The organism is Mycobacterium senriense, assembly GCF_019668465.1.
Lineage (GTDB): Bacteria > Actinomycetota > Actinomycetes > Mycobacteriales > Mycobacteriaceae > Mycobacterium > Mycobacterium senriense.
Genome location: NZ_AP024828.1, coordinates 4,085,361 through 4,107,350 on the forward strand (window position 1 = coordinate 4,085,361; position 21,990 = coordinate 4,107,350).

The following is a 21,990-nucleotide window of genomic DNA, read 5'->3' on the forward strand; positions in this document are numbered from 1 at the left end:
GGACCGCCGCCGAGTCGAGTTCGCGCAGATCAACACCGACCGGGGGCGTGCGTGCCCCAGCTAAGATGAACCGATGAACTGGACCGTGGACATTCCGATCGATCAGCTGCCGCCGCTGCCGCCGCTGCCGACCGATCTGCGGGCGCGGTTGGACGCCGCGCTGGCCAAACCGGCCGCCCAGCAGCCCAGCTGGCCCGCCGACCGGGCGACGGCGATGCGCACGGTCCTGGAGAGCGTGCCGCCCGTGACGGTGCCGTCGGAGATTGTCCTGCTGCAAGAGCAGCTGGCCCAGGTGGCGCGGGGTGAGGCGTTCCTGCTGCAGGGGGGCGACTGTGCGGAGACGTTCACCGAGAACACCGAATCCCACATTCGCGGCAATGTGCGCACCCTGCTGCAGATGGCGGTGGTGCTGACCTACGGCTCGAGCATGCCGGTGGTCAAGGTGGCCCGCATCGCCGGGCAGTACGCCAAGCCTCGATCGGCCGACATCGACGCGCTGGGGTTGAAATCCTATCGCGGCGACATGATCAACGGCTTCGCCCCGGACGCCGCCGTGCGCGAGCACGACCCGTCGCGCTTGGTGCGCGCCTACGCCAACGCCAGCGCGGCGATGAATCTGGTTCGGGCGCTGACGTCTTCGGGATTGGCCTCGCTGCACCTGGTGCACGACTGGAACCGCGAATTCGTCCGGACCTCGCCGGCCGGCGCCCGATACGAGGCGCTGGCCACCGAGATCGACCGCGGTCTGCGCTTCATGAGCGCCTGCGGGGTGGCCGACCGCAACCTGCAGACCGCCGAGATCTACGCCAGCCACGAGGCTTTGGTGCTCGACTACGAGCGTTCCATGCTGCGCCTGTCCGAAAGCGACAGCGGAGAACCGCAGCTGTACGACCTGTCGGCGCACACCGTGTGGATCGGTGAGCGCACCCGCCAGCTCGACGGCGCGCACATCGCGTTCGCCGAGGTGATCGCCAACCCGATAGGCGTCAAGATCGGCCCTACGATCACCCCGGAGCTGGCCGTCGAGTACGTCGAGCGGCTCGACCCGCACAACAGGCCCGGCCGGCTGACGCTGGTGAGCAGGATGGGCAACAACAAGGTTCGCGATCTGCTGCCCCCGATCGTGGAGAAGGTCCAGGCCACCGGTCACCAGGTGATCTGGCAGTGCGATCCGATGCACGGCAACACCCACGAGTCGTCCAATGGCTACAAGACCCGCCACTTCGACCGCATCGTCGACGAGGTACAGGGCTTCTTCGAGGTGCACCGCGCGCTGGGCACCCACCCGGGTGGCATCCACGTAGAGATCACCGGCGACAACGTCACCGAGTGTCTTGGTGGCGCGCAAGACATTTCGGACACCGACCTGGTCGGCCGTTACGAAACCGCCTGCGACCCAAGGCTGAACACCCAGCAGTCGCTGGAATTGGCCTTCCTCGTCGCCGAGATGCTGCGCGACTAGCGGCGCACCGTAAGCCGCTCCCTTGATGGGCTCTGTGGCGCGACCGGAGCCGTGGCTGCGCGGCTTCGCTGCCGCGTGAACCGGGCTCGTAGGTTTCCCCACACGATGCGCGGCAGCAGGGCGGGATCTCGGAGTCGCGACGGCGGGTCGATGAAGTTGGAGACGCGAAAGAAGCGCTCGGTCAACACGACGTCCTGAGTCGAGGCGTTCAGTGCCGCCGTGGACATCCAGCGTTCAAGCCGCTGCCGCATCCCGCCCGGGCGGTGCACGCCTGACGTGAGCCGGTCTCTGGCCTGGTTGGCGGCCCACGTCTCGCCGATGTACCGGGCCGTCGCCCGGAAGAACCGCTGTGCCAGGTGCGCATCGCCCGCGCGCAGGCAATCGCGCAGGGTCAGCGCTTCCAGCGCGGCGATCGTCATGCCCTGCCCGTAGGTGGGATCGAGACTGCACAAGGCGTCGCCGGTCACCAGCAGGCCGGAAGGGAATTCGGTCAACTGGTCGTAGCGTCGCCAGATTGCGGCGGTGTGGTGATATATCACGGCTTCCCCGATGGGATACGCACCGCGCAGGCCCTCGATGATTGCCGTGGGTAGGGACGGCTCGGCCATCGTGAGCATCGCATCGAAATCGGTTGGCGGCTCGCCAGTGTCGGTCGGCACGCCGATCGCCAGCATCCAGGTGTCGTGCTCGTTGGCCACCAGCAAGCCCCGAGGCCTGCCGCCCCCCGGATTGAACAGCACCAGCCGCTGGGCGATGGATCCCTCGGGAATGCTCAATTGTTGGCTCGCGTAACCGGATCTGGCCGGCGCCCGGTCCTCGGTTGGCCGTTCGTAACCCAGGTTCTCCAAGAACGCCGGGGTGCGCGCCCCGCGCCCCATGGCGTCCACCACCAGATCGGCGTCCAGGGTCGTGAGAAAACCGTTGTAGCGCCGGGTGATTCGTACGCCGTTGACGATGTCCGCGGTGGTGAGAAGCCCGGACACGTCGTGCCCGTCGAGGAATGTGACATTGGGCAGGGCGTTGACGCGCCGGCGCAGGTGAAACTCCATGAACGGCCGGCTCGTCATATGGAGCGCCAACGCGTCCGGATCGGCGAACGCGCCCGAACGTTTCAGCTCGTAGCGCCCGCTGCGTACGTAAAAATTCGACAGATCCCCGTTATCGACGACCACCGCCCCGGCCCTGGCCAGGTCGTCCAGCAGGCCGGGAAACAATTCCTCCACCACCTGCAGGCCGCGGCTGTAGAAGTTGTGCACGTGCCGGCCCTGGGGGATGCCTCGGCGGTGGCACGGGTGGTCGGGCAACCTGTCTCGCTCGACCACACTGACCGAATCGTAGAACTCCGAAAGTACGCGCGCGGCAAGCAAACCCGCCATTCCGGCACCCAGTACGACTGCGTGCTCGCCGAGCCGGTTCGGCGAGTCGACGCTATGCGTTGTCGAACCCATGCAGAAGCACGGTACACCAAAATTAAGAAAAATAAGAGAAATTTGTGATTACTTTAAGATTCGTGTCGTCGGGAGCGCGGCCGGCCCGCCGAGGTGCCGGCCGCCGGGCGGCTCATTCTTGTCGGGCCATCGCCTGCGCCCGGCCCTTCTACAGCAACCCGTTCAGGTTGCTTCCGATCGTCCACGCCGCGGTGGCGACCAGCCCGGTGATCGCCAGGACCAGCGCCACCCAGACCAGCGCCATGCGGCGGTTGTGCTGGCGCGCCCAGACGAATTCGCTGATCGGGATTCCCGCGAATTCGCCTGCGACCGACTCGTATTCGTAATCGTCCTCGTCCTCGTCGTCGGTCTGCGCCGGACGCACCGACTCCGACCAATCCTCGGGGCCCCGCGTCATCTGGCGAGTGGGCTGACGCACCGGCGCATGGCCGGCCGGTTCGGGCCGTTGGGCGGTGGGCGGCCGCTGGGCGGTCTGGCTGCGCTGCAGCGCCGCCGACCGGTGTTGTGCGGAGTTGCGGGGTGCGGGCACCCGAAAGTCCGGCAGCCCGAGCTCTTCGGCGATCGCGTCGAGGTCGCCGCGCATCTCGATGGCATCGGCATAGCGTTCGGCCGGGTCGCGGGACGTCGCACGCTCGACGAATTCGTCGAACTGCGCGGGCACACCGTCGATGGCCGCGCTGGGCGGCGGCACGTCGGTGTCCAGCCGCTGGTAGGCGAGCGACAAGGCCGAGTCACCGGTGAACGGGGTGCGCCCGGTCAGCAGCTCATAGGTCATGATCCCGGCGGAGTAGACGTCGCTGCGCGGACTGGCGTCGCCGTCGCGCACCTGCTCGGGCGACAGGTAGGCCGCGGTGCCCAAAATCACGCTGCTTGAGGTGATTCCGGCGGCCGCGACGGCCCGGACCAAACCGAAGTCGGCGATTTTGACCTCGCCGTCGTCGGAGATCAGCACGTTCTCGGGCTTGACGTCGCGATGCACCAGGCCGGCCCGGTGGGCGGCGGCCAGCCCGCCGAGCACCGGACGAAGCACCGCCGCCACGGCGTACGGCGGCATGGGTCCCCGTTCGCCCAGCAGTTCGCGCAGCGTGCCACCCTCGATGAGCTCCATCACCAGGAACGGGTGCCGGGCATCCAGGCCCTGGTCGTAGACCGCCACCAGCCCGGGATCCTTCAGCCGGGCCACGGTTTGCGCCTCGCGCTGGAAGCGGGTCAGGAATTGCTCGTCGCCGGCGTAGCGGGAATCCATCACCTTCACCGCGACGGGACGATCGAGCCGGGTGTCCAGGCCCCGATACACCGTCGACGTCCCGCCGCTGGCGATCCTGGACTGAACCAGATAGCGACCGTCCAGCAAAGTGTTGTCGAGCGGATCGACCGACCCGCCCCCGGGTCGGCGACGATGCGGGCCGGGCCCGCCCGAGGCGGGGGGCCCGCCCGCTCTCGGCGGAGGGCCGGGCGGTTCAGCTTGGGCCACCGGGCCATCGTAGGTGCGCGGCCGTGATTGGCCGGTAGAACACGGGCTCAACGCGGCCATCTAGGCCTACACTTGCCCGGATGAGCAGTATTCCTGCCGGCGACGATGTGCTAGAACCCGACGAGCCGATCTATGACCTGAAGCGGGTCGCCGAATTGATGGGGGTGTCGGTCACCAAGGTGCACCAGCAACTCCGGGAGGGGCACCTCGTTGCAGTTCGCCGCGACGAGGGACTGGTGGTACCGCAGGTGTTCTTCACCAAGTCCGGTGAGGTGGTCAAGAGCCTGCCGGGATTGCTGACCATCCTGCACGACGGCGGCTATCACAACACCGAGATCGTGCGCTGGCTGTTCACCCGGGACCCCTCGTTGACGGTCACCCGGGACGGCAGCCGGGATGCCCTGAACAACGCCCGACCCGTCGACGCCCTGCACGCCCACCAGGCGCGGGAAGTCGTGCGCCGGGCGCAGGCGATGGCCTACTGAGCCCGATCGCTCATTCCGGCGGTGACGTCGGCCCGTTCGGGCTGGCGCGCGGGAGCCCGGTACAGGCTGTACCCGGCGATCAGCGCGCACGCGGTGGCCAGCGAGAAGTGCAGCCACGAGTACATGCCGTGCGAGCCATCGGGTTTGAAGATCACCATCACCCAGGTCGACAGGCCGCCGATGATCGCGACCGCCCGCCGCGACTGCGCCAGCGGCGCCACGATCGCCAGCGGCCACGAGTAATACCAGGGCAGGGCGGCCGGCACGAAAAGCACCACGATCAGCATCGACCACGCGATGCCGGTCAGCGCGGCCCGGTCGTCGCGGCGGAACCGCCACCACAACAGCGGCAGCGAGATCGCGATGATCGCGATGCCGACCAGTCGGGTGACGCGCAGGATCGGGTAGAAGCTCACTGGGAAGAAGCCGCTGCCGATCGCGTGGATCAGGTTGGCGGCGGCGGTCGGCACGGTCAGCCAGTTGATGATCTTCACCGATCCGGCCAGCGCGGTCAGCCAGCCCAGGCCGACGCCGGCGACGGCGGACAGGATCGCGAAGACCACGGCGAAGATCAGCAGCGACAACGCCGTGGCCGCGAAAAAGGCTGGCACCGGCCGATATTCCCGCCTATCGCGCAGGTGCCGCATCCACACCCACACCAGGAAGGGCAGCGCGATGCCGGCGGTGGCCTTGACCGCGATGGCGACGGTGATCAGCGTGATGCCCGCGACGTGGCGGCCGCCCAACGTCAGCGCGATGCCGGCGGCCATCAGGCCCACCATCAGCATCTCGTTGTGCACCCCGCCCATCAGATGGATCAGCACCAGGGGGTTGAGCACACAGATCCACAACGCCGTCGAGCCGTCGGTGCCCAGATGCCGCGCCACCCGGGGCGTCGCCCAGACCAGCAGCACCAGGCCGGGCAGCATGCACAGTCGCAGCAACGCGGTGCCCGCCACCACGTTGTTGCCCACCACGATGGTGATGACCTTCGCCACCAGGATGAACACCGGGCCATAGGGTGCCGTCGTGATCGACCAGATGGGACTGACGTTGTCCAGCAGGCTGTTTGGGTTGGCGACGGGTCCCACCGCGTATGGGTCGAGGCCGTCGCGCAGCAGCGCGCCCTGAGCCAGATACGAGTAGGTGTCGCGGCTGAAGACGGGCACCGACACCAGCAACGGCGCCAGCCAGAAGCCGGTGGTGGCCTTCATGACGAACTCGCTCGCCTCGCCGGTCAGCACCCGACGGCCCAGGGCCAGCCACGCGATCAGCATCAGGCCGACGCCGGTCCACAACACGATCGACGACAGCACCAGGCCGTGTCCAAAACGCAACCAGGACATGTGCATTGCCTCGAGCAGCGGGTCGTGCTGGCGGGTGCTGCCCGCGCCCAGGCCGCCCAGGGTGATCAGCACCGATCCCAGCATCCCCAGCTTCGCCGGACCGGAGTCGCCGGACGCGACGAACGCCCTCAGCTGGGAAAACCATTCGCCGCGAGAGGGTTTGGCGGCCGGTGAATCCGCCGCCGGGGCGTCCGTGGGAGTCGTCATCGGTTCAGGCGGACCGGTTCGTGGCCAGCTTGGCCAATTCGGACAGCCCCGCCTTGGCCGCGGTGTTGATGGGCGCGGCCGCCAGCGTGGCCAGCGCCCGCTGGGTCAGCGCGGCGATCCGCTGTTCGGCGGCGGCCAGCGCGCCCACCGATTCGATGACGTCGCGCAGCTGATCCACTTGCGCGTCGGTCAGCTGAGCCCCGATCGAGGTGCGTAACAGGTTGGCCGCCACCGGGTCCGACTGCTCCGCCAACTCCACCGCCTCGGCCAGCAGCACCGTGCGCTTGCCGGATCGCAGATCATCCCCGGACGGCTTACCGGTGACCGCGGGATCACCGAAGACCCCCAGCACGTCGTCGCGCAACTGAAACGCCACCCCCAGGTCCGTTCCGAACTGGCTGAAGGCGTCGTGGACGTCGGGCCGGTCCGCCGCGGCGGCCGCCCCGAGCTGCAGCGGCCGGGACACGGTGTAGCAGGCGGTCTTGAAAGTGTCGACGTTCATCGCCGAGGCGATCGAGGCGGCCGCGCTGGCCTCGGCGACGATGTCGAGGTACTGCCCGCCGAGCACCTCGGTGCGAATGTTGGCCCACACCCGCCGCACCCGCCGGGAAGCCTGCGGCGTCAACTCGACACCGAAGACGATATCGTCGGCCCAGGCCAGCGCCAGATCACCGAGCAGGATGGCGGCCGATATGCCGAACTGCTCCGGCGAGCCCTGCCAGTGCCGGTCGCGATGCAGCGCCGCGAACCGGACGTGGGTGGTCGGCCGGCCTCGGCGGGTCGAGGAGTCGTCGATGACGTCGTCGTGCACCAGCGCGCACGCGTGCAGCAGCTCGAGCGCCGAAAACAGCAGCAGCGCTTGCTCATCGGGGGCTTCGGTGGTGACGGCGCGCCAGCCCCAATAGGCGAACGCGGGCCGTAACCGCTTGCCCCCGTTGAGTACGAAATCTTCCAGCGCGGCGATCAGACCGCTGTAGTCGTCACCGATGTACGCGGTCTCGGTGCGCCGGTCGTGCATGTACCGCCGCAATTGATCGGTGATGGCGCCGGTCAACTCGACGGTTGCCGCTGCTTCTGAAGCTCCAAGGCTCAGCGCGGCTCCCCTTTCTGCTCGGCTGGCTAGGTGTTGCAGGCCCGACCAGTGTATTCGCCGCATCACCCGCGCCGCTCCGCACGTAGACCGGGGCGGGTGGACCCAGTTGCTTCGCCTGCCTCACTAATCCGCCCCTATGCTGGCGGGTGCGCTGGGCTCGCGCGCAGACTGCGCGGCCACCAGACGCCCCCGGGCCGACAGTCGTCAGATGGAGAGAAGCCGCGTGACCCTCAACACCATTGCGCTCGAGCTGGTGCCGCCGAACGCCGACGAAGGTCGGGAACGGGCACTCGAAGAGGCGCAGAAAGTGGTGCGGAATTCGGCCGAGGCCGGCCTGGACGGCCGGATCCGGCACGTGATGATTCCGGGGATCATCGCCGAGGACGACGACCGTCCCATCCAGATGAAGCCCAAGTTGGACGTGCTCGAGTTCTGGTCGGTCGTCAAGCCGGAACTGCCGGGGATCAACGGCCTCTGCACGCAGGTGACCGCGTTCATGGACGAGCCGTCGCTGCGCACGCGGTTGACCGAGCTGACGTCGGCCGGCATGGAAGGCGTGGTCTTCGTCGGCGTGCCGCGCACCATGAACGACGGCGAGGGCTCCGGCGTCGCCCCCACCGACGCCCTGTCGATCTACCGCGAGCTGCTGAGCAACCGCGGCGTCATTCTGATCCCCACCCGCGACGGCGAACAGGGCCGGTTCAACTTCAAGTGCGACCAGGGCGCCACCTACGGCATGACCCAGCTGTTGTACTCCGACGCGATCGTGGGCTTCCTGACCGAGTTCGCGCGCCAGACCGATCACCGGCCGGAGATCCTGCTGTCGTTCGGCTTCGTACCGAAGATGGAGAGCCGGGTCGGACTGATCAACTGGTTGATTCAGGACCCGGGCAATCCGGCGGTGGCCGCGGAGCAGGAGTTCGTCAAGGAGCTGGCCGCCGCTGAACCGGCGCAGAAACGCCGGCAGATGGTCGACCTCTACAAGCGCGTCATCGACGGGGTGGCCGAGCTGGGCTTCCCGCTGAGCATCCACCTCGAGGCGACCTACGGGAACTCCGGGCCGGCCTTCCAGACGTTCGCGGAGATGCTCGCCTACTGGGCACCGACGCCGGACTAGTCGGGCGGCGGTTGGTCGCGCGGCGCGGTCAACCGCGGTGAGCGGTCCCGGCTGACCCAGGCCAGCAGCCCTACCACGCCCGCCGCCGCGAACGACGCTATGCACAGCCACACCACCGCCCCGGTGAAGGACCGGGTGTTGGGGTCGGTGTAGCGGGCCTGGGCGGTCATGGTGGTCACCACGCCCGGTTTCATCTTCCACGACACCACGTCGGGTTCGACCCGGTCGCCGTTGGTGGAGGTCACGACGCCGGGGAAGGCCACCGTCAGCTCGACGTCGGCCTCGGGATCGGTCAGCGAGGTCAGGTCCGCCCGGCCTTCCAGGATCACCAGGTTGCCGTTGCGGCGCAGTGTCAGGTTCACCCCGGAGGCGTCGGAGTTCATGTTGGCCAGCTGCGGCAACTCCGCGAACGTCAGATCGGAGAACACCGCCTGCGAGCCGACGTAGCCATCGCTGTCGTAATTCGACACCGCCACCTTCTGGCTGAACGGCAGGTTGTTGCTGTCCAGCTGGGGGCCGGTGTCCTTGGAGGTCTTGGGCTTGGCGGCGGCGACGATCTCGCCGGACACCAGGTCGTCGGGGGAGATGGTGAGCGAGGCCCTGACCCGCAGGCATCCGGTGGCCAGCGGCACCAGCAGCAGCAGCATCGCGATCGTCGTCAGGCGGCGCCGCCGAGCACGAAACGCTCGGGATCCTCGGCTGCGGGGCGGGGGGGAGCTGGCTCGCACCAGGTCATCGTGCCAGATCCGATGTGCCACTTCGTGGAGTCTTCCGATGTGTGCCGGGTTCGGGTGTTACAGAGGTAGTTTGCGGCCCAAGATCGCAAACGCCCGCGGGTCGCCGGCGAAGTGGTAGCCGCGGATGATGTCGGTGAAACCCAAGCGCCGGTACAACCGCCAGGCGCGGTTGGCCTCACCATTGGTTTCCGGCGTCGAGAGCAGCACATTCTGCTCGGCCCGACCGGCGAGCAGCCGTCGGACCAACGCCTCGCCGAGACCGCGGCCCTGGGCGCGGGGATGGATGTGCAGCTCGGTCAGCTCGAAGTAGCTGTCCATCAGCCGGGAGATCTCCTGGGGCGGCGAGCCGCCGCGCTGCATGCCCAGCACGACCTGCTGCTGCCACCATTGCCCTGGCGCGCCGGGGTAACCGTAGGCGACACCGAGCAACGGGGCGCCGGCCAGGTCCTCCGCCGAGGGCGGTTGTGCGCCCGCGTCTTCGGCTTCCTGAGTTTCGACGACGCCGGCACCCTTCCAGCCCCGTCGCCGGATGTGTTCCAGCCACATCGCGGCGCGCTGGTTCTCGGTGCCGCGCGGGTAGCGCATCGCGTCGACGTACACCGCCAGGGCATCACCCAGGCGCCGCTCCATGTCGTCGGGAAGCAGATCAATGAGGAATATCGCCAACTCGCGGTCTCCTCCTCATCGCTGATCCAGGCTCGCGCGGCGCCTCGCCACTATGTGGTAGCTGTGGACCGGGCCGCCATCGCCCATTATCGGACCCGTGTGCGACGGGCCGACGGGCGGTCGTGGCACCGGACCGACGCACCGTCCGGTGCGGGAAGCCGGTTGTAGCGCACGGTCGTTGCGGTCTGGCGGTGGGTCGGAAGGCGGCCGGGATAGAATCGGCGTCGAACCAGTGGTATGGGGCAGATTGACCTCGTATCATTCAATTAGTTGCCCCTGTAACGGGCATCCGCGTGCTACCGGTAGTCACGTGCCAAACAGCCGGCAAGGAGGGACGAATGCCACTCTCCGATCATGAGCAGCGGATGCTCGATCAGATCGAGAGCGCTCTCTACGCCGAGGACCCCAAGTTCGCGTCGAGTGTCCGTGGCGGAGGTTTCCGCGCGCCCACCACCCGTCGGCGGCTGCAGGGCGTGGCGTTGTTCGTCGTCGGTCTGGCGATGCTGGTCTCCGGAGTGGCGTTAAAGGCGACGATGATCGGAAACTTCCCGATCCTCAGCGTCTTCGGGTTCATCGTCATGTTTGGCGGCGTGATCTTCGCGATCACCGGCCCCCGGTTGTCCGGCAGGCCCGATCATTCCGGCCCGGCCGCTACTTCGCTGCGTCAGCGCCGCAACAAGGGCGGGGGTTCGTTCACCAGTCGCATGGAGGATCGGTTCCGCCGCCGCTTCGACGACTGAGCGCGTCAACACACTCGGGGTAGCCATCGGCTGCCCCGATTTCTTTTTCCGGGATCCGTTCGGCCGGCCGAGCCGCTGACACCTGCGCAACCGTCGATGCCGTTTTGCAGCCCAATCGAGCCCCAACCGAGCCGCGTTGCGACATTTATGCCCCACCGCGCCCCACTAGAGTTCCCCACTACGCCCACAACGAGCGTTTTGCCTGGTAGATATCCTTTGCCCGCGGGCCCGGAACACGCCCGGGGATGGACTCGACACACCTTATCTGGGGTGCTGACGGCGTCCTGACGACGGATAACCCTGAAAACGCCACGACGACACCCAAAGAATGGGGCGTAGTGGGGGATTGTGGGGTATGGTGGCTGCAGTGTTTGGGTGACCCCATAGGGGAGGTGAGCTGGTGTTTCTCGGCACCTACACGCCCAAACTCGACGACAAGGGGCGGCTGACGCTGCCCGCCAAGTTCCGTGACGCGCTGGCAGGGGGGTTGATGGTCACCAAGAGCCAGGACCACAGCCTCGCCGTCTACCCGCGGGCGGAATTCGAGCAACTGGCCCGCCGCGCGAGCAAGGCCTCGCGGAGTAACCCCGAGGCCCGGGCGTTTCTCCGCAATCTCGCCGCCGGCACCGACGAGCAGCATCCCGACGCGCAGGGCCGGATCACCCTGTCGGCCGACCACCGGCGCTACGCGAACCTCTCCAAGGACTGCGTGGTCATCGGAGCGATCGACAACCTCGAGATCTGGGACGCGCAGGCCTGGCAGGACTACCAAGAGACCCACGAAGAGAACTTCTCCGCGGCCAGCGATGAAGCACTCGGCGACATCATCTGAGGCGCATGCCCGTGCAACGTGGCCTCTGCCCGAACCGACCCTGGCGTACTTCCCCAACGCCAGGTTCGCGACTTCGGTCAGAGGCCTCGATGCAGGGGCGCCGCACCTGCTAAGGCAGGTCCGGGCGGCACAGACCCGCAGCGGCGCGGGGGCCCGTCGCTTGGGGGCCCGAGCGGCCGACGGGTGCCGGCAGATCCGTGGAGGCGTTGCGGTGGCTGACAATTCGAATTCCAACGACTACGGGCATGTCCCCGTCCTGCTGGAACGCTGCGTCGAACTGCTCACGCCCGCACTGATCCGTCACCACCCCGACGGGTCGGGAGCGACGCTGCTGGACGCCACGCTCGGCGCCGGCGGGCACGCAGAACGGTTCCTCACCGACCTGCCGGGCCTGCGGCTGATCGGACTGGACCATGATCCCAGCGCGCTGGACATCGCCCGGACACGGCTGGCGCGCTTCGCCGACCGGGTCACGCTGGTGCACACGCGCTACGACGGCATCGCTGCAGCGCTGGACGAATCGGGTTATGCGGCAACCGAATCGGTTGACGGAATGCTGTTCGACCTCGGGGTGTCGTCCATGCAGCTCGACCGCGCCGAGCGTGGCTTCGCCTACGCCCAGGACGCGCCGCTGGACATGCGGATGGACCCCTCGTCGCCGCTGACCGCGGCCGACATCGTCAACACCTACGACGAGGCGGAGCTGGCGAACATCTTGCACCGCTACGGCGAGGAGCGGTTCGCGCGTCGCATCGCCGCGCACATCGTGCGCCGGCGCGCGCGTGAGCCGTTCACGTCGACCTCGGACCTGGTGGCCCTGCTCTACGAAGCGATTCCGGCCGCGGCCCGGCGCACCGGCGGGCACCCGGCCAAGCGCACGTTCCAGGCGCTGCGGGTCGCGGTCAACGACGAGCTGGACACGCTGCGCCGGGCGCTCCCGGCCGCCCTGGACGCCCTGGACGTCGGCGGGCGCATCGTGGTGATGGCCTACCAATCGCTGGAGGACCGGATCGTCAAGCGTCTCTTCGCCCAGGCGGTCGCGTCGCGCACCCCGGTGGATCTGCCGGTCGAGCTTCCCGGCCACGAGCCGCGATTCCGGGCCTTGACGCACGGCGCCGGGCGCGCCGACGCCACCGAGGTCGAACGCAATCCACGCAGTGCCGCAGTGCGATTACGGGCGCTGCAACGAATGGAATCACAGCAGGCTAGCGGGAAAGGCGACGCATGAGAGCAGAGCGCGAGACGTCCAAACGGCGCGGCGGCACCGACCGCCGGGGTGGACGTGACGGTTCTGCCCGGCGGAGCCGCAGGCCCACCGCCGAATCCGGCTCGGCGCGGCGTGCCCGGTCCTCGGCGCCCACCCGTGAAGCCCGCGCGCCCAAGTCCGGGCCGCAGACCAGCCCCATCGCCCGGCCGGTCGAGCGGCCGGCCCGGCCCAAAAGCACCAGCCAGGCAAAGGCTCGGGCCAGGGCACGGAAAGCCAAGGCGCCCAAGGTTGTTCGCCCTCGCCTGACCGAACGGCTGGCCGCCCGGCTGGCGGCGATCGACCTGCGGCCGCGGACGTTGGCCAGCAAGGTGCCGTTCGTCGTGCTGATCATCGGCGCGCTGGGCGTCGGGCTCGGGCTGACGCTGTGGCTGTCCACCGACTCCGCCGAGCGCTCCTACAAGTTGAGCCACGCCCGCGAGCGGACCCGGCTGCTGCAGCAACAGAAGGAGGCGCTGGAGCGCGACGTGCGCGAGGCCGAGGCCGCCCCGGCGCTGGCGGAGGCCGCCCGCAAGCAGGGCATGATCCCGAGCAGGGACACCGCACACCTGGTCCAGGACGCGTCCGGGAACTGGGTGGTGGTCGGCACCCCCAAGCCGGCCGACGGTGTTCCGCCGCCGCCGCTGAACAACAAGCTCCCCGACGAGGCTCCGCAGCCACCCAAGCCGCCGGCCGCCCCGCCCGAGGTCTCGATGCGGGTGGAGCCCGCCCCCGGTGGCCCCGCCCCGGCCAGGTCCGGGCCCGAAGCGCTGCTGCGCGCTCCCGACGGCGCGTCGACGGTGGGCGGTCAGCACCTGCCGCCGGCGGTGTCCCCGGTGCCCGGCGCGCCTGCCACACCCGGTGGGCCGGTGCCGGGTACTCTGCCCGGCATGCCAGGCGGACCGGCGACGGGTGCATTGCCCGGCATGCCCGCGGCCCCGGTCACCGGTGCGCTGCCCGGTATGTCCGCCGGCCCGGTCACCGGACGCGCGCCCGGTGTACTGCCGGGATTGCCGACGCCGGGGCTGCCCATGCCGGCCGGACCGTCGACCGCTCCAGCGCCGGCCGAGGTGCCGATTCCCTTGGGCGGCCTGCCGATTCCGGCTCCTGGCCAGGTGCCACCGCCGTTGCCCGCCGAGATTCCGGTCCCGCTGCAGCTGGGCCGCCCGGCGGCACCGGCCCAACCGGTGGCCCCCGCCGCGCCCGCTAACGCCCTGCCCGGGCCGGCGGTCGGCGCGCCGCCAGGTGCGCCCAGGTGAGCCGCGGAGAATCCCCGCGGGCACGCCGGTCACAGTCGGCACGGCCGAAACGTGGTCCCCGTAAGGACTTGGCGGGCAAGGGCGTACGGCAACCCAAGCGTCGCCCGAAACAGCAGCAAGCCGACGTCGGCCGAGACGTGCGGGAACCAAAGCGATTCCGGAAGGCCAAGCAGGCCAAGGGCGCCGGGGCGGCACAGCGGTCCGAGGCGGTGACGGCCGGGCACTCGGCGCGGGAGCGTCGTACCCGCAAGGTCGTGGAGTTGACCAGCCGCGGTGGGTCATTCGTCTTCCGGCACCGCGCAGGCAACCTGGTCATCCTGGTGCTCATGCTGGTGGCGGCCTCCCAGCTGTTCGTTCTGCAGGTGACCAGCGCCCCGTCGCTGCGGGCCCAGGCCGCCGGCCAGCTCAAGGTCACCGATGTGGAAAAAGCGGTGCGCGGCAGCATCATCGACCGCCGAAAAGACCAGCTTGCCTTCACCATCGAGTCGCGTGCGCTGACGTTTCAGCCGAAACGGATCCGCAAGCAACTGGAGGAGGCCAAAGCCAAGAACTCGACCGTCCCCGATCCGCAGCAGCGGCTGCGCGATATCGCCAAGGAGGTCTCGAGCCGCTTGGGCAACAAGCCCGACTCGGCGACCGTCTTGAAGAAGCTGCAAACCGACGACAACTTCGTCTACCTGGCGCGCGCCGTGGATCCCGCTGTTGCCAGCGCGATCTCGGACAAGTATCCCGAGGTCGGTTCCGAACGCCAGGACCTGCGCCAGTATCCGGGCGGATCGCTGGCGGCCAACATCGTCGGCGGCATCGACTGGGACGGTCACGGGCTGCTCGGGCTAGAGGAGGCCATGGACTCGGTCCTGTCGGGCACCGACGGCGCGGTCACCTATGACCGCGGATCCGACGGCGTGGTCATCCCCGGCAGTTACCGCAACCGGCATCGGGCGGTCAACGGCTCGATGGTCCAGCTGACCCTCGACGACGATATCCAGTTCTACGTGCAGCAGCAGGTTCAGCAGGCCAAGGATTTGTCTGGCGCGCATAATGTTTCGGCCGTCGTGCTCGACGCGAAGACCGGCGAGGTGCTGGCGATGGCCAACGACAACACCTTCGACCCCTCCCAGGACATCGGTCGGCAGGCCGACAAACAGCTGGGCAACCTGGCGGTGTCGTCGCCGTTCGAGCCCGGCTCGGTGAACAAGGTGATCACCGCGTCTTCGGTCATCGAGTACGGCCTGTCCAATCCCGATGAGGTGTTGCAGGTCCCCGGCACGATCCAGATGGGCGGGGTGTCCATCCACGACGCGTGGGATCACGGCGTGATGCCCTACACCACCACCGGTGTGTTCGGAAAGTCCTCCAACGTCGGCACTTTGATGCTGGCCCAGCGCGTCGGCCCCGAACGCTTCTACGACATGGTTCGCAAATTCGGTCTGGGGCAACGCACCAACGTGGGCCTGCCGGGTGAGAGCGCCGGGTTGGTGCCGCCGATCGACCAGTGGTCGGGCAGCACCTTCTCGAACCTGCCCATCGGCCAGGGTCTTTCGATGACGCTGCTGCAGATGACCGGGATGTATCAGGCGATCGCCAACGACGGCCTGCGGATACCGCCGCGGATCATCAAGGCCACCATCGCCCCGGACGGCACCCGTACCGAGGAGCCGCGCCCGGACGGCGTGCGGGTGGTCTCGCCGCAGACGGCGCAGACCGTGCGCAACATGCTGCGGGCCGTCGTGCAGAAGGACCCGATGGGTTACCAGCAGGGCACCGGCTCGGCCGGCGCGGTGACGGGCTACCAAATGGCCGGCAAGACGGGTACCGCGCAGCAGATCAACCCGGCCTGCGGCTGCTACTTCGACAACGTCTACTGGATCACGTTCGCCGGGATGGCCACCGTGGACAACCCCCGGTACGTCATGGGCATCATGATGGACAACCCGGAGCGCAACGCCGACGGCACGCCCGGGCACTCGGCGGCCCCGCTGTTCCACAACATCGCCGGCTGGCTCATGCAGCGCGAGAACGTGCCGCTGTCGCCCGACCCCGGCCCGCCGCTGACGTTGCAGGCCACCTAGCGGGTCGCCGCCAGACAGCCGAGGCCCCTGACCTTCGTGGGCCCCCGGCGGCCCCGTCGGCGCGCGGACCGTCTCCTGGCCGGTTGCGGCTAGGTAGGGTGTCAGGGCCGATCATGAGGATAACGCGGCGTCGGAGGGAGGTGTGACTGACGTGGTGCCGGTGCCCACTGGGTTACGCCCCAGCGCCGCCGCGGGCGCACGACTACCGGAGCTCGCCGACCAGGTCGGCGCGGTGCCGGCCGACACCCCGGACCAGGACACCATCGTGCCCGACGTGACCATCACCGGCGTGACGCTGCGCGCTCAGGACGTGCGGCCCGGCGACCTGTTCGCCGCGCTGCCCGGCCTGACGACCCACGGGGCCCGCTACGCCGCCGACGCGATCGAGCGCGGCGCGGCCGCCGTGCTCACCGATCCCGCCGGGGTCGCCGAGATGACCGCGGCCGGCGCCCCGACCGTGCCGACGCTGGTGCACCCCGGCCCCCGCGGCGTACTCGGCGGCCTGGCCGCCACGGTGTACGGGCGCCCGTCCGAGCGGGTGGCCGTCATCGGCATCACCGGCACCTCCGGCAAGACCACCACCACCTATATGGTCGAGTCCGGTCTGCGCGCCGCCGGCCGCACGGCCGGGCTGATCGGCACCATCGGCATTCGCGTCGACGGCGCCGACATCCCCAGCGCGCTCACCACTCCGGAGGCCCCCGCACTGCAGGCGATGCTGGCGGCGATGGCCGAACAGGGCGTGGACACCGTCGTCATGGAGGTCTCCAGCCACGCGCTGGCGTTGGGCCGTGTGGACGGAACCGGCTTCGCGGTCGGCGGTTTCACCAACCTTTCCCGCGATCACCTCGACTTTCACTCGACGATGGAAGACTACTTCGACACCAAAGCCTTGCTGTTCGACCCGAATTCGCCGCTGCGGGCGCGCCGCGTCGTGGTGTGCATCGACGACGAGGCGGGGCGGGCGATGGCGGCTCGGGCCGGTAACGCGATCACCGTCAGCGCCCAGGGGCGGCCCGCGAGTTGGCGCGCCGTTGACGTCGCTCCGCTGGGCGCCGGGGGACAACAGTTCACCGTCATCGACCCCGCCGGGGCGACCCATCAGGTCGAGATCCCGTTACCCGGGCACTACAACGTCGCCAATTGCCTTCTGGCGCTGGCGCTTCTGGACGCGGTGGGGGTGTCGCCGGAGCGGGCTGCGCCCGGACTGCGGCAGACCCGGGTGCCGGGACGCATGGAAAGGATCGACGCCGGGCAGGACTTCCTGGCTCTGGTCGACTACGCCCACAAGCCGGGTGCCTTGCGCGCGGTGCTGACCACGCTGGCGCGTCCGGGTCGCCGCGTGGCGGTGGTGTTCGGCGCCGGCGGCGAGCGCGATCCGGGCAAGCGGGGGCCGATGGGTGCGACGGCCGCCGAGCTGGCCGACCTGGTCGTCGTCACCGACGACAATCCGCGCGGTGAGGACCCGGCGGCGATTCGCCGCGAAATCCTGGCCGGCGCAACCGGAAGTGGTTGCGCGGCAGAGGTTGTCGAGGTTGCCGACCGGCGCGACGCGATCAGGCACGCCGTCAGCTGGGCGGGCGCCGGTGATGTGGTGCTGATCGCCGGCAAGGGCCACGAAACCGGGCAGCGCACCGGCGACGTGGTCCGCCCGTTCGACGACCGCGTCGAGTTGGCGCAGGCGTTGGAGGATCGCGGATGATCGACCTGACCGTCGCCCAGATCGCCGAGATCGTCGGCGGCACCCTGGCCGACATCTCGCCGCGGGACGCCGCGGAACTGCACGTCACCGGGACGGTCGAATTCGACTCGCGCGCCGTCAAGCCCGGTGGCCTGTTCCTGGCGCTGCCGGGCGCGCGCTCGGACGGGCACGACCACGCGGCCTCGGCCGTGGCCGCCGGCGCGGTCGCGGTGCTGGCCGCGCGGCCGGTCGGGGTCCCCGCCATCGTCGTGGCACCAGAGGGGGCTTCGGGATCGCGGGCCGGGGTGCTCGAGCACGACCCGGACGGGTCCGGCGCGGCGGTGCTGGCCGCGCTGGCCAGGCTGGCCCAAGCGGTGGCCGTCGAACTGGTGGCCGGCGGGCTGACCATCGTCGGCATCACCGGATCGTCGGGGAAGACGTCGACCAAGGACCTGGTGGCCGCCGGGCTGGCGCCGCTGGGCGAGGTGGTGGCGCCGCCCGGGTCGTTCAACAACGAGCTGGGGCATCCGTGGACGGTGCTGCGCGCGACGGCCGACACCGACTACCTGGTCCTCGAGATGTCGGCCCGGCATCCCGGCAACATCGCCGCGCTGGCCGAGATCGCCACACCGTCCATCGGGGTGGTGCTCAACGTCGGCACCGCGCACCTGGGCGAATTCGGCTCACGCGAAGCCATTGCCCAGACGAAATCCGAACTGCCGCAATCCGTTCCGGCGTCCGGGGTGGTGATCCTGAACGCCGACGATCCGGCCGTGGCGGCCATGGCGAGCGTGACCGTGGCCCGGGTGGTCCGGGTCGCCCGCGCCGAGCGCACCAACGCGGGCGTCAGCGACCTGTGGGCCGGGCCGGTGTCGCTCGACGAGCTGGCCCGGCCGCGGTTCACCCTGTACCGACGCGAGGCGTCCGGGGTGACGCAGGTTGAGGTGCAACTGGGTGTCTACGGCGATCACCAGGTGGGCAACGCGCTGTGCGCGGCCGCGGTCGCGCTGGAATGCGGTGCCGGCCTCGATCAGGTGTCGACCGCACTCGCCGGGACGGGGCCGGTGTCGCGACACCGCATGCAGGTCACGACCCGCGCCGACGGCGTTACCGTGATCGACGATGCCTACAACGCCAACCCCGATTCGATGCGGGCCGGGTTGCAGGCGCTGGCCTGGATCGCCCACGGTGGGCGCGCGGGCGGCGGCCAAAGCCCCGCCGAAAAGCGCAGGAGCTGGGCGGTGCTCGGCGAGATGGCTGAGCTGGGTGAGGACGCCATAGCCGAGCACGATCGCATCGGCCGGCTGGTGGTGCGCTTAGATGTGTCTCGACTCGTTGTCGTGGGAAGTGGGAGGTCGATGAGCGCCATGCACCACGGAGCGGTCATGGAGGGTTCCTGGGGCGCAGCCGACAAGGGGGCCGTCAACGTCGCCGACAGCGATGCAGCGCTGGCGTTGCTGCGGGCCGAGGTGCAACCCGGCGACGTCGTGCTGGTCAAGGCGTCGAACTCCGCCGGGCTCGGTGCGCTGGCCGACGCGCTGGCCCGTGACGATCGCGAGGGCGGGACGCGCGCATGAGGCAGATCCTGATCGCCGTCGCCGTCGCATTGACCGTATCGATCCTGCTGACCCCGGCGCTGATCCGGCTGTTCACCCGGCAGGGCTTCGGCCATCACACCCGCGAGGACGGCCCGCCGACCCACCACGCCAAACGCGGCACGCCGTCGATGGGCGGCGTGGCCATCCTGGCCGGCATCTGGGCGGGCTACCTGGGCACGCACCTGGCCGGGATGGCCTTCGACGGCGAGGGCGTCACCATCTCCGGTCTGCTGGTGCTCGGCCTGGCGACCGTGCTCGGCGGCGTCGGATTCCTCGACGACATCATCAAGATCCGCAGGTCGCGCAACCTCGGCCTGAACAAGACGGCCAAGACCATCGGGCAGGTCGCCGCCGCGGTGCTGTTCGGCGTGCTGGCGCTGCACTTCCACAACAACAACGGCCTGACACCGGCCAGCGCGGACCTGTCCTACGTCCGCGAGATCGCCACCGTCACACTGGCCCCGGGCCTGTTCGTGTTGTTCTGCGTCGTCGTCGTCAGCGCCTGGTCCAACGCGGTCAACTTCACCGACGGTCTGGACGGGCTGGCCGCCGGGAGCATGGCGATGGTCACCGCTGCCTACGTGTTGATCACCTTTTGGCAGTACCGCAACGCCTGCGTCACCGCCCCCGGGCTGGGCTGCTACAACGTGCGCGATCCACTGGACCTGGCGCTGGTCGCGGCCGCCACCGCGGGCGCCTGCATCGGCTTTTTATGGTGGAACGCCGCGCCGGCCAAGATCTTCATGGGCGACACCGGATCCCTGGCCCTGGGCGGCATCATCGCGGGCCTCTCGGTCACCAGCCGCACCGAAATCCTCGCCGTCGTGCTGGGTTCGCTGTTCGTCGCCGAGGTCAGCTCGGTTGTGTTGCAGATCTTGACTTTTCGCACCACCGGGCGCCGGGTGTTCCGGATGGCGCCCTTTCATCACCATTTCGAACTGGCCGGCTGGGCCGAGACCACGGTCATCATCCGCTTCTGGCTGCTCACCGCGATCGCCTGCGGCCTGGGCGTGGCCCTTTTCTACGGTGAGTGGCTGGGCGCGATAGGTGCCTGATGAGCGGTCTTGAGGCCCCGCTGGAACCGCTGGCGCCCGGCGCGCCGGTGCTGGTGGCCGGGGGACGTGTGACCGGCCGGGCGGTGCAGGCCGCGCTGGCACGCTTTGGCGCGACACCGACCGTGTGCGACGACGACCCGGCCATGCTGCGCCCGTACGCCGAGCGCGGCATCGCCACCGTCGACCCGCCGACCGCCATCGGGCGGATCGCCGACTACGCGTTGGTTGTCACCAGCCCGGGCTTCCAGCCGACGGCGCCGGTCCTGGCCGCCGCGGCGGCGGCCGGGGTGCCGATCTGGGGTGACGTGGAGCTGGCCTGGCGGCTGGACGCGGCGGGCGTGTACGGGCCGCCGCGGCGCTGGCTGGTGGTGACCGGCACCAATGGCAAGACGACGACCACGTCGATGTTGCACGCCATGCTCACCGCGGACGGCCGCCGCGCCCTGCTGTGCGGCAACATCGGCGACCCCGTCCTCGACGTGCTCGACCAAGCAGCCGAGCTGCTGGCCGTCGAGCTGTCCAGCTTCCAATTGCACTGGGCGCCGTCGCTGCGGCCCGAGGCCGGTGTGGTGCTCAACATCGCCGAGGACCATCTGGACTGGCACGGCAGCCTGGCCGCCTACGCGGCCGCCAAGGCGCGGGTGCTCGATGGCCGGGTGGCGGTGGTGGGCCTGGACGACGCCCGGGCGGCGGCCCTGTTGGACACCGCCCGGGCGCCGATGCGGGTCGGCTTCCGGCTGGGCGGACCCGCGGCGGGGGAGCTGGGCGTGCGCGACGGCCACCTGGTCGATCGCGCCTTCGCCGACGATCTGGCCCTGCTGCCGGTCGGCTCCATCCCGGTGCCGGGCCCGGTCGGGGTGCTCGACGCCCTGGCCGCCGCGGCGTTGGCGCGCTGCGTCGACGTGCCGGCCGAGCCGATCGCGGCCGCGATCGCCTCCTTCCGGGTGGGCCGGCACCGGGCCGAAGTCGTGGCCGTCGCCGACGGCATCACCTACGTCGACGACTCCAAGGCCACCAACCCGCACGCGGCCGAGGCGTCCGTGCTGGCCTACCCCCGCGTCGTGTGGATCGCCGGGGGCCTGCTGAAGGGCGCGTCGGTCGATGCCGAGGTCGCCCGGATGGCGTCGCGGCTGGTCGGAGCGGTGCTGATCGGCCGAGATCGGCAAGAGGTTGCAGAGGCGTTATCGCGACACGCGCCGGATGTCCCCGTCCTGCAGGTTGTGACAGGCGAGGATGCTGATATGGATGCGACTGCTGTGGTCTTTGGGGCAGATGTGACAGAAGTGAAACAAACGGGTGACAATCTGGGCTCGGCGGTGATGAACGCGGCGGTGGCCGCGGCGCGTACGGTGGCGCAGCCCGGTGACACCGTCCTGCTGGCACCCGCGGGCGCATCGTTCGACCAATTCGCGGGTTACGCCGACCGCGGCGACGCATTCGCGGCCGCCGTCCGCGCGGCGCTCCGGTAGGGCGGG

Annotated in this window: 17 protein-coding genes and 1 pseudogene; 12 read left to right on the forward strand and 6 right to left on the reverse strand. The window is 69.5% G+C overall.

Annotated features, from left to right (window positions below):
* Nucleotides 1-73 precede the first annotated feature (73 nt).
* Complete coding sequence (locus tag MTY59_RS19360) at nt 74-1,462, forward strand: class II 3-deoxy-7-phosphoheptulonate synthase (protein ID WP_221042581.1); 1,389 nt, start codon at nt 74-76, stop codon at nt 1,460-1,462.
* On the opposite strand, the gene MTY59_RS19365 is transcribed toward MTY59_RS19360, so the two are convergent.
* Nucleotides 1,459-2,910 (reverse strand): FAD-dependent oxidoreductase, encoded by a 1,452-nt coding sequence (locus MTY59_RS19365; RefSeq protein ID WP_221042582.1) that lies wholly within the window; start codon nt 2,908-2,910, stop codon nt 1,459-1,461. The two genes, MTY59_RS19360 and MTY59_RS19365, sit on opposite strands and share 4 nt — an antisense overlap.
* A 148-nt stretch (nt 2,911-3,058) precedes the next feature.
* Nucleotides 3,059-4,264: a protein kinase domain-containing protein gene (locus MTY59_RS19370; protein WP_221046531.1), complete on the reverse strand. Its 1,206-nt coding sequence runs from the start codon at nt 4,262-4,264 to the stop codon at nt 3,059-3,061.
* 200 nt (nt 4,265-4,464) lie between these two features.
* Between MTY59_RS19370 and MTY59_RS19375 the strand changes: the two genes are divergently transcribed.
* Nucleotides 4,465-4,869 carry an Rv2175c family DNA-binding protein gene (locus MTY59_RS19375; RefSeq protein WP_221042583.1) on the forward strand — a complete coding sequence of 135 codons (405 nt, stop codon included), beginning with the start codon at nt 4,465-4,467 and terminating at the stop codon, nt 4,867-4,869.
* On the opposite strand, the gene MTY59_RS19380 is transcribed toward MTY59_RS19375, so the two are convergent.
* Nucleotides 4,863-6,422 carry an alpha-(1->6)-mannopyranosyltransferase A gene (locus MTY59_RS19380; RefSeq protein ID WP_221042584.1) on the reverse strand — a complete coding sequence of 520 codons (1,560 nt, stop codon included), beginning with the start codon at nt 6,420-6,422 and terminating at the stop codon, nt 4,863-4,865. The genes MTY59_RS19375 and MTY59_RS19380 overlap by 7 nt on opposite strands.
* 4 nt (nt 6,423-6,426) lie before the next feature.
* Nucleotides 6,427-7,476: a bifunctional (2E,6E)-farnesyl/geranyl diphosphate synthase gene (gene idsA2, locus MTY59_RS19385; protein ID WP_221042585.1), complete on the reverse strand. Its 1,050-nt coding sequence runs from the start codon at nt 7,474-7,476 to the stop codon at nt 6,427-6,429.
* Nucleotides 7,477-7,738: 262 nt separating this feature from the next.
* Here idsA2 and MTY59_RS19390 point away from each other — a divergent pair, with 262 nt between their 5' ends.
* Nucleotides 7,739-8,632, forward strand: coding sequence for a mycobacterial-type methylenetetrahydrofolate reductase (locus MTY59_RS19390; RefSeq protein WP_221046532.1), 894 nt, complete (start codon nt 7,739-7,741; stop codon nt 8,630-8,632).
* Here MTY59_RS19390 and lppM read toward each other — a convergent pair.
* Entirely contained in the window at nt 8,629-9,279 is a 651-nt protein-coding gene (gene lppM, locus MTY59_RS19395) for a lipoprotein LppM (protein ID WP_221046533.1), read from the reverse strand. The genes MTY59_RS19390 and lppM overlap by 4 nt on opposite strands.
* A 147-nt stretch (nt 9,280-9,426) precedes the next feature.
* Nucleotides 9,427-10,035 (reverse strand): GNAT family N-acetyltransferase, encoded by a 609-nt coding sequence (locus tag MTY59_RS19400; RefSeq protein WP_221042586.1) that lies wholly within the window; start codon nt 10,033-10,035, stop codon nt 9,427-9,429.
* A 338-nt stretch (nt 10,036-10,373) separates the two neighbouring features.
* Here MTY59_RS19400 and MTY59_RS19405 point away from each other — a divergent pair, with 338 nt between their 5' ends.
* From MTY59_RS19405 to murD, 9 genes and pseudogenes are all read left to right on the forward strand, one after another.
* Nucleotides 10,374-10,775: an SCO2097 family morphological protein gene (locus MTY59_RS19405; RefSeq protein WP_221042587.1), complete on the forward strand. Its 402-nt coding sequence runs from the start codon at nt 10,374-10,376 to the stop codon at nt 10,773-10,775.
* Between the two features lie 400 nt (nt 10,776-11,175).
* Nucleotides 11,176-11,607, forward strand: a complete 432-nt coding sequence (mraZ, locus tag MTY59_RS19410) for a division/cell wall cluster transcriptional repressor MraZ (protein ID WP_068072534.1) — start codon at nt 11,176-11,178, stop codon at nt 11,605-11,607.
* Nucleotides 11,582-12,835: a 16S rRNA (cytosine(1402)-N(4))-methyltransferase RsmH gene (gene rsmH, locus MTY59_RS19415; protein WP_221042588.1), complete on the forward strand. Its 1,254-nt coding sequence runs from the start codon at nt 11,582-11,584 to the stop codon at nt 12,833-12,835. Before mraZ ends, rsmH begins: the two co-directional genes overlap by 26 nt.
* Nucleotides 12,832-14,109 (forward strand): cell division protein FtsL, encoded by a 1,278-nt coding sequence (ftsL, locus tag MTY59_RS19420; RefSeq protein WP_221042589.1) that lies wholly within the window; start codon nt 12,832-12,834, stop codon nt 14,107-14,109. Before rsmH ends, ftsL begins: the two co-directional genes overlap by 4 nt.
* Nucleotides 14,106-16,181 carry a peptidoglycan D,D-transpeptidase FtsI family protein gene (locus MTY59_RS19425; RefSeq protein ID WP_221042590.1) on the forward strand — a complete coding sequence of 692 codons (2,076 nt, stop codon included), beginning with the start codon at nt 14,106-14,108 and terminating at the stop codon, nt 16,179-16,181. Before ftsL ends, MTY59_RS19425 begins: the two co-directional genes overlap by 4 nt.
* Nucleotides 16,182-16,294: 113 nt before the next feature.
* Nucleotides 16,295-17,883, forward strand: a pseudogene (locus MTY59_RS19430) (UDP-N-acetylmuramoyl-L-alanyl-D-glutamate--2,6-diaminopimelate ligase).
* Nucleotides 17,880-19,439 (forward strand): UDP-N-acetylmuramoyl-tripeptide--D-alanyl-D-alanine ligase, encoded by a 1,560-nt coding sequence (locus MTY59_RS19435; protein ID WP_221042591.1) that lies wholly within the window; start codon nt 17,880-17,882, stop codon nt 19,437-19,439. The pseudogene MTY59_RS19430 and the gene MTY59_RS19435 overlap by 4 nt, the downstream one beginning before the upstream one ends.
* Nucleotides 19,436-20,515: a phospho-N-acetylmuramoyl-pentapeptide-transferase gene (gene mraY, locus MTY59_RS19440; protein WP_221042592.1), complete on the forward strand. Its 1,080-nt coding sequence runs from the start codon at nt 19,436-19,438 to the stop codon at nt 20,513-20,515. The genes MTY59_RS19435 and mraY overlap by 4 nt, the downstream gene beginning before the upstream one ends.
* On the forward strand, nt 20,515-21,984 hold the full coding sequence (gene murD / locus MTY59_RS19445) for a UDP-N-acetylmuramoyl-L-alanine--D-glutamate ligase (protein ID WP_221042593.1): 1,470 nt from the start codon (nt 20,515-20,517) through the stop codon (nt 21,982-21,984). Before mraY ends, murD begins: the two co-directional genes overlap by 1 nt.
* The last annotated feature ends 6 nt before the right edge of the window (nt 21,985-21,990 follow it).